Genomic DNA, 13,803 nt, shown 5'->3' on the forward strand with positions numbered 1-13,803 from the left:
ATTAGATGGTTGTGCGCGATTGAAAAAGCAAATCGCCCCCTGCCGCACCGCCATATCCTTGCCGACGAGCGCCTAAAGCGAAGCGGTAATCCCGCCGTCGATCATCAGCATATGGCCGTTGACGAAGGAAGAGGCGTCTGAGGCGAGGAAGACGGCCGCGCCGACAAGCTCCTTCACTTCGCCCCAGCGGCCGGCGGGCGTGCGGGTTTCCAGCCAGGCGGAGAATTTCGGATCGTCGACCAGCGCCTGGTTGAGCGGCGTCCTGAAATAGCCGGGCGCGATGGCATTGACCTGCAGGCCGTATTTCGCCCAGTCGGTCGCCATGCCGCGCGTCAGGTTCTTCACCGCGCCTTTGGTGGCGGTATAGGGCGCGATGCCGGGACGGGCGAGCTCGGCCTGAACGGAGGCGATATTGATGATCTTGCCGCGGCCGCGCGCTATCATCGCCTGGGCGACCGGCTGGCTGACATAGAACAGGCTGGAGACGTTGGTCTTGAAGATTTCGTCCCATTTGTTGACGGGGAAGGATTCCAGCGGTGTCCGGAACTGCATGCCGGCATTGTTGACGAGGATGTCGATCGGGCCGATTTCCGCCTCGATATAAGCGATGGCGCTGCGGCTCGCCTCGGCATCGGTGACGTCGAAGGCGGCGCTGACGGCATGGCGGTTATGGCTGCGAATATTCTCGGCGGCGGCTTCCGCCTTCTGCGCATTGCGTCCGTTGATGATGACGGAGGCGCCGTGCTCGGCAAGCCCGAGCGCTAGCGCATGGCCGATACCCTGGCTGGAGCCGGTGACGAGAGCGCGACGGCCGGAAAGATCGAAAAGGGGAAAGGTCAAGGGACTGTTCTCATCTTGGGACATCAGCTTGAAAAACATAGCACCTGGTGCTACTTAGAGTCATGGCGGAGCGGATATTTAAAACCGGTTGGTTTACCAAGGCGGCTCGCAAAGCGCGGATATCCGATTCCGAATTATTGAAAGCTATCAGGCAGGTTGCGGAAGGCAAGGCCGATGATCTAGGCGGGGGCGTATTCAAGAAGCGATTGAACGACAACCAGCATCGGTCGATCATCTTGGCGAAAGCTGGCCGATTTTGGGTTTACGAGTATTTATTCGCCAAAAAGGATAGGGCCAACATTGAAGACGACGAACTTGTGAAGTTTCGCAGACTTACCAAATCATATGCTGGTCTTTCCGATAACCAGCTTCAGGAGTTGATCGATATCGGTCATTTTGTGGAGATCGAACATGGCAAAAAGCCTTAAGTACAAGAGCGATGCGTTCGAAGCGATTCACATGTCCGCGGAGGCTCTCCATAAAATAGGAGCGATCGACAAGGAAACGATGCGCTCCTTCGATGAAAGCTGCCTCGCTTCGCCGGGCGCTCTCGATCCCGCAGAAATCAAGGCGTTGCGGGAAAGCAATCATGTCAGCCAACCCGTTTTCGCCCGCTATCTCAATACCAGCGAATCCACCGTGCAGAAGTGGGAAAGCGGCGCCAAGCGGCCCAGCGGAATTGCGCTGAAATTGCTCTCGATCGTGCAGAAGCACGGGCTCCAGGTCCTGAGCTAGGCGGTTCCAAGCCGCTTGATATTCGTCGTCAGCTCCTTTGCCAGCCGCAGGCTCGCGCCGGTTGCCATCGCCATTTGTGGCAGGAGCAGCCATTCGAGCGTCCAAGCGGCGCCCGAGCGCTCCTGTTCGTGGACGAGGGACTGGTGGATGCCGGACAGCGCCGTGGCGTTGAAGCGGGCGAGCGAGACCAGGACTTCGGCGGAAACTGGGTTCTGCTTGTGGGCCATGGCCGAGGAGGCGCCGCCGCCTGAGAGTTCGATCTCGCCACCGGCCTGGGCGAGCAGAGCGATATCCTGCCCCATCTTGCCGAGGCTGCCCGAGATCGAGGAGAACAGGCCAGCGATGTCGGCGATCGGCAGACGCCCGCTCTGCCAATGCGGCTGATCGGTAAGGCCGAGTTCCTGGGCGAGCGAGGCGCGGACGGCGGCGGCCTGCGGCCCGAACTTATCGAGGGTGCCGGCGGCGCCGCCGAACTGGACGGGAAAACTCTGCTCAGTCAGCCGGTCGCGATAGGTCGCGAGCGGCGCGCGCCAGGCATGGAGACGGTCGGAGACAGTGATCGGAATGGCCGCCTGCATGCGGGTATGGCCCATCAGCCGGTTGCCGCCGAACCGGCGCTCGAGCGCGTCGAGCCCAGTGAGGATGGCGGAAATCCGGCCGGCAAACTGGAAGGTGACGGCCTTCAAGCGGATCATCAGGCTGGTGTCGATGACATCCTGGCTGGTGGCGCCGAGATGAAGGCTTTTGGCCGCTTCCTCTCCGACTTCAGCGCGGAGCTGTTTGACCAGGTCGGGCACGACGACACCGTCTTTCGCCGTTGCCGAGCGAAGGCTGACGAGATCCGGAGAAAAACCGGCGCAGACTTCGGCAATCTTCCTTGCGGCTTCGCCGGCAATGAGGCCGTGTGCGGCTTCGGCGCGGGCGAGCGCGGCTTCGAAGGAGAGCATGGCGCGAATATCGGCTTCGGCCGAGAAGTAGGGCGCGATTTCATCGTCGCCGAGAAGGCCGGAGAGGAAAGGGTGGTCGAAGGGCGATGCGGTCATGGTCTGCTCTTTGTGACTGCGCCCCCTCATCCGGCCGCCGCCACCTTCTCCCCGAGGGGAGAAGGGACTTGGGGCGGCCCTCGACGCTTTATGAGCTGGCGATCTCGTATGGCACTGTTCCCCTCTCCCCTCGGGGAGAGGGTAGGGTGAGGGGGCTATTTGCGCAAGAGCCTTGGGAACAAGCTGGTTGCGCCCCTCAGATATCCAGAAACACACTCTCTTTCGGCCCCTGCAGATGGACATCGAAATGGCAGGTCGCGCCGTCGCGGGTGGCGATCATGGTTGAGACGCGCTCGCGATGTTCGATGCGCGACAGTAGCGGATCGGCGGCATTGGCTTCCGCTTCCTCCGGGAAATACATGCGCGTGTGCAGGCCGATATTGATGCCGCGGGCGACGATCCAGACGCTGATGTGCGGGGCTTGTCTGCGGCCGTCCTTGAAAGGGACCCGGCCTGGCTTGATGGTCTCGAAGCTATAGACGCCGTCCTCGGCGCGGGTCGGGCAGCGGCCCCAGCCTGAAAAATTCGGGTCGGCGGCGCCACGCATTTCCGACGGGCTGTTGTAGAGACCGGCGCTGTCGGCCTGCCAGATCTCGACGACGGCGTCGCGCACCGGTGCGCCGGCGCCGTCGAAGATCCGTCCGGTGACGGTGATGCGTTCGCCGAGCGTCTTGTCGTTGAGCATCGCCGTGCCGAGATCGCTGTCGTAGACGCCTGTTATGTCGCAGAAATTCGGCGTCAGGCCGATATGGACGTAAGGGCCTGCCGTCTGCGACGGGGTTTCCTTGAGGTAGCCGAGCTCTTGCATGGTCAATTGCCCTCCAGTCTGTTTTCGAACATCGTCGAGCGGCGGCCGCGCAGCACGATATCGAATTTATAGGCACGCGAATCCATCGGGATCGTGTTGCCCCAGTCGAGCGGCGCGATCAGCTGCTCGATCGCCGCCTTGTCGGGGATCGTGCCGACGATCGGACATTTCCAGATCATCGGATCGCCTTCGAAATACATCTGGGTGATCAGCCGCTGGGCAAAGCCATGGCCGAAGATCGAGAAATGGATATGGGCAGGGCGCCAGTCGTTGACGCCGTTCGGCCAGGGATAGGCGCCGGGGCGGATGGTGCGGAAATGATAGCGGCCTTCCTCATCGGTGATGGCGCGGCCGCAGCCGCCGAAATTCGGGTCGATCGCCGCGAGATAGGTTTCCTTCTTGTGGCGATAGCGCCCGCCGGCATTGGCCTGCCAGAATTCGACCAGCGCGCCGGCCACCGGCTTGGCGCGCTCATCGAGCACGCGGCCATGGACGATGATGCGCTCGCCGATGGCGCTTTCGCCGGGGCGCGCGTAATTCAGGATCAGGTCGTTGTCGAGCTCGCCGATCATCGAATGGCCGAAGACCGGGCCGGTGATTTCGGAGATCGTGCCGTCGAGCGAGAGCAGCGCGCGCTGCGGCGAGCGCAGCACCGAGGTCTTGTAGCCGGGGGTGAACGCCGGGGGATGCCAGGCGCGGTCCCGGGCAAAGAAGGCGCCGGTCTCGGGCTTGCGGTTGAATAGTTCGGACATTTTTCCCCCCTCAGGCCGCCTTTTCGGCGTCCATTTGTTCAAAGGCCTGCTTGGCGATCTTGATCGCGTGGTTGGCGGCGGGAACCCCGGCATAGATCGCGACATGCAGCAGCGCCTCGCAGATGTCTTCCCGCGATGCGCCGGTGTTGGCGGTGGCGCGCACATGCATGGCGACCTCGTCGTCCTGGCCGAGAGCGGCAAGCAGGGCGATCGTGACGATCGAGCGCTCGCGCTTCGTCAGGGCAGGGCGCGACCAGACATGGCCCCAGGCGGCTTCGGTGATCAGTTCCTGGAAGGGGCGGTCGAATTCGGTCGCGGCGGCTGAGGAGCGGTCGACATGGGCGTCGCCGAGCACGGCGCGGCGGGTCGCCATGCCCTGCCGATAGCGCTCGGAGGAGGACGCGGTCTCGTTCATCGGTTGGTTTCTCCAGGCGGAAGGGATGTGAGGAAGGCGCGGATGATCGCCGTCAGCGCCTCCGGCTGCTCGACGCAGGGAATGTGCGCACAATCTGGGATGACTTCGTAACGGGCGCCGGAAATGAGTCTTGCGGTCGAAAGCACCAAGTCGGGCGGGGTGGAGCCGTCCTGATCGCCGACGATGCAGATCGTCGGGACAGAGATCGTCTTGGCCGCTTCGGTGAAATCGGCATCGCGGATCGCAGCACAGGCGGCGACGTAGCCCTCGACCGGCTGGCGCGTCAGCATGTTGCAGTAACCGGCATAAGCGGTGTTCTCCGGCCGGCGGAAGGCGGGCGTGAACCAGCGCTCCATGACAGCGTCGACGATGCTGCCGATGCCGTTCTTCTCGACCGCCATAATGCGGGCATTCCAGCTTTCTGCCGTGCCGATCTTATGGGCGGTGTCGCTGAGGATCAGCGCGCGGACGAGATCCGGCCGGCGCTGGTAGAGCGATTGGGCGATGAGGCCGCCGACGGAGAGGCCACAGATGACGGCATCCTTCACCGACAGCAGATCGAGCAGGCCGGCAAGGTCGGTCGCGTGGTCCTCGATCGATGCGGGAACCTGGCCGACATCGGAAAGACCGTGGCCGCGCTTGTCGTAGAGCACGATGGCGAAATCGCCGGCAAGCCGCACCACGACATCGCGCCAGATGCGGAAATCCGTTCCGAGCGAATTGATAAAGACGATCACCGGCCTGTCAGCGGGCGCGCCGATGACCTGATAGTGGATCGTCACATCGTTGATACGGGCGAATTGCACGTCGCTTCCTCCTGTCTGGTGAAATTGAATGGTTGATCCGGTTAAGTAAAATGATATTTAATGGGTTTTCGATAACCCTGGAGTTATGCGAGCAATGATCGATAGCCGCGTCAAGTTTCGCCATCTGCAGACCTTTGTCGAGGTGGCGCGGCAGAAGAGCGTGATGAAGGCGGCCGAACTGCTGCATGTCAGCCAGCCGGCGGTGACGAAGACCATCCGCGAACTGGAGCAGGTGCTTGGCGTCGGTGTGTTCGAGCGCGACGGCCGGGGCATCAAGATCACCCGCTACGGCGAGGTCTTCCTGCGCCACGCCGGGGCGGCGCTGACGGCGCTGCGCCAGGGTCTCGATTCCGTGTCGCAGGAGCAGTTCGCCGATGCTCCGCCGATCCGCATCGGCGCTCTGCCGACAGTGTCGTCGCGCATCATGCCGCGGGCGATGGAGCTTTTTCTCAAGGAAAAGACCTTGAGCCGGGTGAAGATCGTCACCGGCGAGAATGCCGTTCTTTTGGAGCAGCTTCGCGTCGGAGATCTCGACATCGTCGTCGGCCGTCTGGCAAGCGCCGAGAAGATGGCCGGCTTTTCCTTCGAGCATCTCTATTCCGAGCAGGTGGTGTTTGCCGTGCGCGCCGGCCACCCGCTGCTCGACGGCAGGCAATCGCCATTCGCCGGTTTTGCCAATTACACCGTGCTGATGCCGACGCGAGGTTCGATCATTCGGCCCGTGGTCGAGAACTTCCTCATCGCCAACGGCGTTTCCAGCCTGCCGAACCAGATCGAGACGGTTTCGGATTCCTTCGGTCGCGCGTTTCTGAGGGCAAGCGACGCAATCTGGATCATTTCCAACGGCGTGGTGGCCGACGATGTCGCCGACGGGCTGCTGGCGCTTCTGCCGGTCGATACCGGCGAGACCAAAGGACCTGTCGGATTGACGATGCGAGCCGATGCGGCGCCGTCGCTGCCGCAATCGATCCTGATGCAGACGATCCGGGAAGCGGCGGGCGAAATTTCCGGTAAACCGTGATCGGGACGATGCGGTTGTGCGGCCTACTGTCCGCAGGATATTTTCTCGGCGGGCGACCCTTTAAATTTGCTTGATGAATGCCCAGATTTGGACTAAGTCTATTTCAAGACAGGAGGCCTTCATGCAGCATGCCAGACAGTCTGAGCAAGCGGACGGCCAAGGGCCGCAGCGGCTGGATACTGGGCGCTTCGCCCCGGCAAACCGCAGGAGGCTGAGCGCGCCGGCATTGCGGACCTTCCTGGCGATCGCCGATCTTTGGGGCCTCACCGAAGAGCAGCGCCTGCTCGTGCTCGGTTATCCATCCCGCTCGACCTACCATAATTGGGCCAAGCAGGCGCGCGAGCACGGCGCTTTCACGCTGGATGTCGATACGCTGACCCGGATCTCGGCCGTGCTTGGCATCCACCAGGCGCTCGGTGTGCTTTTTGCCGACGAACGCGCCGGCGTCGCCTGGCTGCGCATGCCGCATAAGGCGCCGGTTTTCGGCGGGCAGCCGCCGCTTGACGTGGTGACGAACGGCACCCAGGACGGACTGATGACCGTGCGGCGATTTCTCGATGGCGCCCGCGGCGGTGTCTATATGCAGCCGAATGTGCTGGACGAAGCATTCACGCCCTACGAAGCTGCGGACATCGTGTTCCGGTGAGTGACCGTTTTGCCCAGGCGCCGCGTCCGTCCTACCGGCTGATCCCGTCGCAATTTCCGCCGATCGGTCTTTTCGACACGGTGACGCGGGCGGCCGATCTCGATGCCGTGATGGATCTTGTCGGCTGGACCAACGACCGCCTCGTCGCCGATCGCATCCAGCGGCTTCCGCAACACGAGTGGGTCTATGGCATGCCGAACGCCAGTATCGTGATGGCGTCGTTCCTGCATGTCGCGCCCGGTGGGATGCGGTTCAACGGTCCCGATCTCGGCGCCTGGTATGCGGCCGACAATCTCAAGACGGCCGCCGCCGAGGTTGGCCATCATCTCCGGCGCGAGGCCGTTGCGCGCGGGGTCTCCGCGATGGCGCGCACCTACAGATGCTATGCGGCCACTCTGCTTGGCGACTACCTCGATATTCGCAGAGAACAGGCGCTGCGGCCCGAGATCTATGACGGCACCAGCTACGCCGCGTCGCAGGTGTTCGGCGAGCAGGTGCGTTCGAAAGGCGGCGCCGGCATCCTCTATGACAGCGTCCGGCTCAGAGGCGGGGTGAATATCGTCGCGCACCGGCCGCGCAACATTCGGGACGTCGTGCAGGCCGATCATTTCGAAATTGCCGTTTCGGCCACCGACCGCCGCATCGACGTCAGGAAACTCGCGGCCTGACGACGCAATCCGGTTTTCAAACCGGCAGGCGGTCGGCCCACGCCCTTACCGCCTTCGCCATCGTGGCGAGGTGATCGGCGCTGGAGAAACCGGAGATCTTCTTGCGCGGCTTGAGGTCATGGTCGCCGTCCTCGAGCCAGAGTATCTCGATCCTGTCGGAAAGATCGTAGCCCGGCACCTCGTCCCGCGTGCCGAATTCGTCGCGTGTTCCCTGGCAGATCAGCGCGGGCGTCGCCAGCCCCTCGAGATGGGCGGTGCGCAGCTTCTCCGGCTGGCCGGGCGGATGAAAGGGATAGCCGAGGCAGAGCAGGCCGGCAATCTTTCCCCTGTCATACAGATCGTCGGCGATCATGCTGGCAACCCTGCCGCCCATCGACTTGCCGCCGATGATCAGAGGGCCGCCGGCGCCGAGCTCGGCAATGGCTGCTTCATATTCTGGATTGAGCGTTTCGGCGCGCGGCGGCGGCTTGCGGCCATCCGAGGTGCGGCGGGCGGCCATATAGGCGAATTCGAAGCGGGCGACACGAAAGCCGGCGCCGGCAAGCGCCTCCGCCGTGGATGTCATCGACGCAGAATCCATCGGCGCGCCGGCGCCATGCGCGAGAAGGATCGTGAAGCGCGCATCCGAAGGCCCCTGCAGCAGAAACCTGTCCATCATCGGCATCCTCTATCCCGTCACCGGAACCATGTCGGTGGTCGTGACTTCTTCCTTGAAAGGAGACGGACCATGCCGACGAATGATGCAAACGTAAAGCCCGAACAGCGCCGCCCCCGCGATGTCAGGCCCATTCCTGAAAAGCCGGAGCCTGCCGACGCGGAATCCATGGCAACGCCGGTCGTCCAGCCGGGCGGCGTCAAGGACAAAAGCGAGCGGCCGGTGGTCAATCCCGTCACCGGCGTTGCCTTTTAGCGGCCGGTCGTAAACTAGAGCATGATGCCGAAAAGTGTAGGCGGTTTTCGGACGACATCATGCTCTAACTCTTTAATTTAGAACAGGATTCAGATTTCAGGCCAACCGGGCCTAAAATCATCCTGTTCTAGGGTGCAGAACGCCCCTTGAAACCCGGTCGTAAAAGGTACATATAGCGGCCCTGCCTGAAAAACGGATGCGTGGGGTATCGACGTCGTCGAGCCGTTCGCCGTCCGACAGGATAAGGGCGCTCCCCGAAAGGGTCGAGCGCCCTTTTTGCTTTTGGCTCCGCCTAGAGCATGATGCCGAAAAGTGTGAGCGGTTTTCGGCATCATGCTCTAACTCTATAATTTAGAACAGGATTCAGATTTTAGGCCGACCGGGTCTAAAATCATCCTGTTCTAGGCGGATTTTTCGCGCCTTGTTGTCGATTTTCGCATCTGTCGTTCGTCATTCCAATGATGTGCCGAAATTCCTTTGCGATTTCAGCACGTCTGCCAACAGAAGGAGGATATCGTCATGGATAATCAGCATCTGGTACCCGCCGCCGTGCTCGCGGCGAAGAACGGCGTTCGGTTCCCCAATGAGAGCGAGGCCTATCGCAGCGCCCGCGATGCGCTGCTCGCCGAAGAGATCGAATTGCGCCGGCACATCGAGCGCGTGGCGAGACAGCGCCGGGCACTGCCGCCGGGCGGCGAGGTGAAGAAAGATTATCGTTTCGAAGGCAGCAATGGGCCAGTCTCCTTCAGCGAGCTCTTCGCCGACAAGGACACGCTCGTCGTCTACAGTTACATGTACGGACGTGAACGCGAGCGCCCATGCCCGATGTGCACCTCGCTGCTGTCGGCCTGGGACGGTGAAGTGCCCGATATGCAGCAGCGCGTGGCGCTTGCCATCGTCGCCCGCTCGCCGATCGAGAGGCTGCTCGCCTTCAAGAAGGAGCGCGGATGGCATCACCTGCCGCTCTATTCGGATATGACCGATGAATACAGCCGCGATTATCACGCGATCGGCAGGGACGGCAGCGATGGCGCCGCCTTCAACATCTTCACGCGGCGCGACGGCACCATCCGTCATTTCTGGAGCGAGGAGATGGGCGAGGCGACGGCCGATCCCGGCGAGGATCCGCGCGGCGCGCCTGATCTGATGCCGCTCTGGACCGTGCTCGACGCGACGCCGGAAGGCCGGGCGCCGGACTGGTATCCGAAGCTGTCTTATTGAGGCCGTGGGCCGTCAGCCGGTGGAGCGGTTTCTGGAGGTCTCGATCCATTCGAGATTGGCGACCGCGGCCTCCGGCAGCGGTGACGGATCGACGTCGTAGACATAACCGGCGAGCATATCGGCGGCGCGTTCCGCTGCCTTGATCTTCGCCTCGGTTTCCGCGACCGCCTTGCCGATCGCTTCGATGCGGGCGCGGAACATGTGAGCGAGCACATCTCGGCCGGACTGTTTTTCGAGCCGTTCCAGATGCAGCCCGATTCGCGCGGCGTGACGCTCCAGTTCGCTCTTGCTGAAACGCGCCTTGCGCAATTCCTCCGAGAGGCTGTCCTGCATGACCGCGACGGGATCAAAACTTCCCGGCGCCCGCTCGTCGAGCACCGCATCGGTGACGAGCTTCTCGATCATGACAAGCGCCTGCAGCTCGGCCGCATCGGCGAATTCGACGTCGTAGCCGGTATCGTCGTAAACCTTGCGGCGGACGGGATCGAGAAGCAGCGCATAGGCCTTCTGCAAATTGGCGAAGGCGTCCGTATCGCCGCCTGAATCGGGGTGGGCGACCTTGGCGAGGCGCCGGTAGGCGGCCTTCAGCTTTGCCTCGTCCGCATCGCGGTCAACGCCGAGAATTTCGTATGGATCCGTCACGCCTTCTCCCTTGCTGCCCCTGGAGCTGCGGGCAGTCTAGGTCTTCTTTTGCATCACAAAGGCAAAGTTTAGACCGAAAGCGGGAATGACGTCCATGGCCCGAGATGAGATCGAACGGTGTGGGCACCTGCAAAACCCGGATATTGCTGTAGTTTTCCAATATGTTACAGGAATATCAGCCGGCGGTGATCGAGGCGAGATAACATTTCGCGTTGCCGTCGATTTCAAGTTCGGCTCCGGCCGCATTTTCGATCAGCAACGCATCGCCGGCTGCCAGCGCGCCGGTCTCATCGCCCCGCCGGAATGACAATGCGCCGCTGTGGCAGAGCAACAGGCATGTCGGTGCTGGAAGCCCCATGCTGCTGCTGCCGTCGAGTTCGATCCGGCTGAGCGTATGGGCGAGCCCTCCGCGGCGCGTCATGACGTTGAGATCGGTGATCGCGCCGTCCTGAAGCCTGGCTCCGACCGGGATATCGGCCGGGAAGGCGAGCGGATCGCTCGCCACCGTCAGCAGTACCGGTGCGCTGCCTTCGATGTCGAGCACCATGCCGTTGCCGTCGAGAATCACAAGCGTGCGGTCGATGCCGGGAAAGATCGAAAACGGTCCGTCCGTTGCGACGGTCGCCATGCTGACGCGCCAGTCGAAGCCGGCAAGGCCGGCCTCTTCGGGCGAAACGGCGATCTCCACCGTTTCGCCGCCGCCGTTTTTCCACGGCATGCGCTTATGATCGCTGGCGCGCAGGATCCGCATGCGGCCTCAGTTCCCGAGAATGCCGGGCAGGCGCAGGCCCTTGTCCCGGGCGCAGTCGAGGGCGATGTCGTAGCCGGCATCGGCGTGGCGCATGACGCCGGTCGCCGGGTCGTTCCAGAGTACCCGCTCGAGGCGCTTGGCCGCATCGTCGGTACCATCGGCACAGATGACGACGCCCGAATGCTGGGAGAAGCCCATGCCGACGCCGCCGCCGTGATGCAGCGATACCCAGGTGGCGCCCGAGGCGGTGTTGAGCAGGGCGTTCAGCAGCGGCCAGTCGGAGACGGCGTCGGAGCCGTCCTTCATCGCTTCCGTTTCGCGGTTCGGCGAGGCGACGGAGCCCGAGTCGAGATGGTCGCGGCCGATGACGATCGGAGCCGAAAGCTCGCCGTTTTTGACCATTTCATTGAAGGCCAGAGCCAGGCGGTGGCGATCGCCGAGACCGACCCAGCAGATGCGCGCCGGCAGGCCCTGGAAGGAAATGCGCTCCCTGGCCATATCGAGCCAATTGTGCAGATGCTTGTTGTCGGGCAGCAGTTCCTTCACCTTGGCGTCGGTCTTGTAGATATCCTCCGGATTGCCCGACAGGGCGGCCCAGCGGAAGGGGCCGACGCCGCGGCAGAACAGCGGTCTTATATAGGCCGGCACGAAGCCCGGGAAGGCGAAGGCGTTTTCGAGGCCTTCGTCCTTGGCGACCTGACGGATATTGTTGCCGTAGTCGAGGGTCGGAATGCCGGCGTCCCAGAAGGCGATCATCGCTTCGACATGTTCGCGCATCGAGGCGCGCGCCGCCTTTTCCACCGCCTTCGGATCGCTTTCGCGCTTGGCCTTCCATTCGGCCATCGTCCAGCCCTTCGGCAGGTAGCCGTTGATCGGGTCATGCGCCGAGGTCTGGTCGGTGACGATATCGGGGCGGATGCCGCGGCGGACCATTTCCGGCAGGATTTCGGCGGCATTGCCGAGCAGGCCGACGGACTTGGCTTCGCCGGCCTTGGTCCAGCGGTCGATCATCTCGAGCGCTTCGTCGAGCGTCTCGGCCTTGGCGTCGAGATAGCGGGTGCGCAGGCGGAAATCGATCGAGTCAGGATTGCATTCGACGGCAAGGCAGCAGGCGCCGGCCATGACGGCGGCGAGCGGCTGGGCGCCGCCCATGCCGCCAAGGCCGCCGGTCAGGATCCATTTGCCCTTGAGATTGCCGCCGTAATGCTGACGGCCGGCCTCGACGAAGGTCTCGTAGGTGCCCTGCACGATGCCCTGCGTGCCGATATAGATCCACGAGCCGGCCGTCATCTGGCCGTACATGGCAAGGCCCTTCTTATCCAGCTCGTTGAAATGATCCCAGGTCGCCCAATGCGGCACGAGGTTGGAATTGGCGATCAGCACGCGCGGCGCATCCTTGTGGGTACGGAAGACGCCGACCGGCTTGCCGGATTGCACCAGCAGGGTTTCTTCTTCCGTCAGCGTCTTCAGCGTCGCGACGATGCGGTCGAAATCCTCCCAGGTGCGGGCGGCGCGGCCGATGCCGCCATAGACGACGAGCTCGTTCGGATTTTCCGCGACATCGGGATCGAGATTGTTCATCAGCATGCGCAGCGGCGCTTCGGTCATCCAGCTCTTGGCATTGAGCTCGTTGCCGCGGGGTGCGCGGATTTCGCGGATGTTATGGCGTGGATTGCTCATGGCGGTTCCCCTGTCGAGTGATCGTTATCGTTTCAGGCCGGGTGCGATCTGCTCGATGCGCACCAGAATGTCTTTGAGATGGCTGCGAAGCCGGTCCGCTCTAGCGGTGTCGTAGGCAAAGGGCGGCGCTTCCGTCTGCAGATGGGTCGATTGCGCGAGCTCCATCTGGATCGCATGCACGCCGGTCTCCGGCTTGCCGTAATGGCGGGTCGTCCAGCCGCCTTTGAAGCGGCCGTTGAGCACGCTGTCATAGCCTTCTGCGGCTTCGACGACGGTCAGCGTCGCCTGCTCGATGGCGCCGTCGCAGGTCTTGCCCATGTCGGTGCCGATGTTGAAATCCGGCAGCTTGCCTTCGAAGAGGAAGGGAATGTGCGAGCGGATCGAGTGGCAATCATAGAGGATCGCGACACCGTGGATCGCTCTGACGCGCTCGATCTCGGCGGCAAGCGCCGCATGATAGGGCGCATGAAAGTCCCGGAGCCGCGCTGCGATATCGGCCGCATCGGGCGCCTGCCCATCCTTCCAGATCGCCTTGCCGTCGAAATCCGTTTCCGGAACGAGGCCAGTGGTGTTCTGGCCGGGATAGAGGCTGACACCGGCCGGATCGCGGTTGGCGTCGATCACGTAGCGGTGGAAGGTGGCGCGCACGGTCGTGGCGTCATCGAGCAGCCCGGCATAGAGCTCGTGGATGTGCCAGTCGGTATCGGCGAGGATCCGGCCGTTGTCGTTGAGGCGGTCGTAGATCGCGGGCGGGACCTCGGTGCCGGTGTGGGGGAAAGCGAGGATGACGGGGGAGGTGCCCTGGTGGATTTCGTATGGTGTGGTCATGGCAAAAACCCCTCCCCAACCCCTCCCCACAAGGGGG

The 13,803-nt window shown here is 62.9% G+C and carries 18 protein-coding genes; 7 read left to right on the plus strand and 11 right to left on the minus strand.

The features are described 5' to 3' along the window. Nucleotides 1–72: 72 nt before the first annotated feature. On the minus strand, nt 73–840 hold the full coding sequence (locus CO670_RS01510) for an SDR family oxidoreductase (RefSeq protein ID WP_097588738.1): 768 nt from the start codon (nt 838–840) through the stop codon (nt 73–75). A gap of 62 nt (nt 841–902) precedes the next feature. Here CO670_RS01510 and CO670_RS01515 point away from each other — a divergent pair, with 62 nt between their 5' ends. Then, on the plus strand, nt 903–1,268 hold the full coding sequence (locus CO670_RS01515; RefSeq protein WP_097588646.1) for a type II toxin-antitoxin system RelE/ParE family toxin: 366 nt from the start codon (nt 903–905) through the stop codon (nt 1,266–1,268). Next, the gene (locus tag CO670_RS01520) at nt 1,252–1,575 is read left to right on the plus strand and encodes a DNA-binding transcriptional regulator (RefSeq protein ID WP_088689771.1); all 324 of its coding nucleotides are present in this window, start codon (nt 1,252–1,254) and stop codon (nt 1,573–1,575) included. The genes CO670_RS01515 and CO670_RS01520 overlap by 17 nt, the downstream gene beginning before the upstream one ends. On the opposite strand, the gene CO670_RS01525 is transcribed toward CO670_RS01520, so the two are convergent. The 5 genes from CO670_RS01525 to pcaD all read right to left on the minus strand — a co-directional run bounded on the left by CO670_RS01525 (nt 1,572) and on the right by pcaD (nt 5,399). Then, a complete protein-coding gene (locus CO670_RS01525) occupies nt 1,572–2,618 on the minus strand; it encodes a 3-carboxy-cis,cis-muconate cycloisomerase (protein ID WP_097588647.1) in 1,047 nt (348 codons plus the stop codon). The two genes, CO670_RS01520 and CO670_RS01525, sit on opposite strands and share 4 nt — an antisense overlap. 196 nt (nt 2,619–2,814) lie before the next feature. Beyond that, a complete protein-coding gene (pcaG, locus tag CO670_RS01530; protein WP_097588648.1) occupies nt 2,815–3,426 on the minus strand; it encodes a protocatechuate 3,4-dioxygenase subunit alpha in 612 nt (203 codons plus the stop codon). Between the two features lie 2 nt (nt 3,427–3,428). Next, a complete protein-coding gene (gene pcaH / locus CO670_RS01535) occupies nt 3,429–4,178 on the minus strand; it encodes a protocatechuate 3,4-dioxygenase subunit beta (RefSeq protein ID WP_097588649.1) in 750 nt (249 codons plus the stop codon). A gap of 10 nt (nt 4,179–4,188) precedes the next feature. Then, complete coding sequence (gene pcaC / locus CO670_RS01540) at nt 4,189–4,593, minus strand: 4-carboxymuconolactone decarboxylase (RefSeq protein ID WP_088676240.1); 405 nt, start codon at nt 4,591–4,593, stop codon at nt 4,189–4,191. Then, a complete protein-coding gene (gene pcaD, locus CO670_RS01545; protein WP_097588650.1) occupies nt 4,590–5,399 on the minus strand; it encodes a 3-oxoadipate enol-lactonase in 810 nt (269 codons plus the stop codon). The genes pcaC and pcaD overlap by 4 nt, the downstream gene beginning before the upstream one ends. 94 nt (nt 5,400–5,493) lie before the next feature. On the opposite strand from pcaD, the gene pcaQ reads away from it, so the two are divergent. From pcaQ to CO670_RS01560, 3 genes are all read left to right on the plus strand, one after another. After that, complete coding sequence (pcaQ, locus tag CO670_RS01550) at nt 5,494–6,420, plus strand: pca operon transcription factor PcaQ (protein WP_097588651.1); 927 nt, start codon at nt 5,494–5,496, stop codon at nt 6,418–6,420. A gap of 121 nt (nt 6,421–6,541) precedes the next feature. Beyond that, entirely contained in the window at nt 6,542–7,066 is a 525-nt protein-coding gene (locus tag CO670_RS01555) for an MbcA/ParS/Xre antitoxin family protein (protein WP_097588652.1), read from the plus strand. Continuing rightward, a complete protein-coding gene (locus CO670_RS01560) occupies nt 7,063–7,734 on the plus strand; it encodes an RES family NAD+ phosphorylase (protein ID WP_097588653.1) in 672 nt (223 codons plus the stop codon). The genes CO670_RS01555 and CO670_RS01560 overlap by 4 nt, the downstream gene beginning before the upstream one ends. 16 nt (nt 7,735–7,750) lie before the next feature. Here the strand turns inward: CO670_RS01560 and CO670_RS01565 are convergent, their stop codons facing one another. Continuing rightward, entirely contained in the window at nt 7,751–8,392 is a 642-nt protein-coding gene (locus CO670_RS01565) for an alpha/beta fold hydrolase (protein WP_097588739.1), read from the minus strand. A 69-nt stretch (nt 8,393–8,461) separates the two neighbouring features. Between CO670_RS01565 and CO670_RS01570 the strand changes: the two genes are divergently transcribed. After that, complete coding sequence (locus CO670_RS01570) at nt 8,462–8,644, plus strand: hypothetical protein (RefSeq protein ID WP_097588654.1); 183 nt, start codon at nt 8,462–8,464, stop codon at nt 8,642–8,644. Between the two features lie 519 nt (nt 8,645–9,163). Beyond that, on the plus strand, nt 9,164–9,865 hold the full coding sequence (locus CO670_RS01575) for a DUF899 family protein (protein WP_097588655.1): 702 nt from the start codon (nt 9,164–9,166) through the stop codon (nt 9,863–9,865). Between the two features lie 12 nt (nt 9,866–9,877). Here the strand turns inward: CO670_RS01575 and CO670_RS01580 are convergent, their stop codons facing one another. From CO670_RS01580 to hutG, 4 genes are all read right to left on the minus strand, one after another. After that, on the minus strand, nt 9,878–10,507 hold the full coding sequence (locus CO670_RS01580; protein WP_097588656.1) for a J domain-containing protein: 630 nt from the start codon (nt 10,505–10,507) through the stop codon (nt 9,878–9,880). 175 nt (nt 10,508–10,682) lie between these two features. Beyond that, nucleotides 10,683–11,258, minus strand: coding sequence for a HutD family protein (locus CO670_RS01585; RefSeq protein WP_097588657.1), 576 nt, complete (start codon nt 11,256–11,258; stop codon nt 10,683–10,685). Between the two features lie 6 nt (nt 11,259–11,264). Next, nucleotides 11,265–12,938, minus strand: a complete 1,674-nt coding sequence (hutU, locus tag CO670_RS01590) for a urocanate hydratase (protein WP_097588658.1) — start codon at nt 12,936–12,938, stop codon at nt 11,265–11,267. Nucleotides 12,939–12,962: 24 nt separating this feature from the next. Further along, the gene (gene hutG / locus CO670_RS01595) at nt 12,963–13,766 is read right to left on the minus strand and encodes an N-formylglutamate deformylase (RefSeq protein ID WP_097588659.1); all 804 of its coding nucleotides are present in this window, start codon (nt 13,764–13,766) and stop codon (nt 12,963–12,965) included. Nucleotides 13,767–13,803 lie beyond the last annotated feature (37 nt).

Origin of the sequence: Rhizobium sp. J15 (assembly GCF_002531825.1) — a bacterium.
Classification (GTDB): domain Bacteria; phylum Pseudomonadota; class Alphaproteobacteria; order Rhizobiales; family Rhizobiaceae; genus Rhizobium.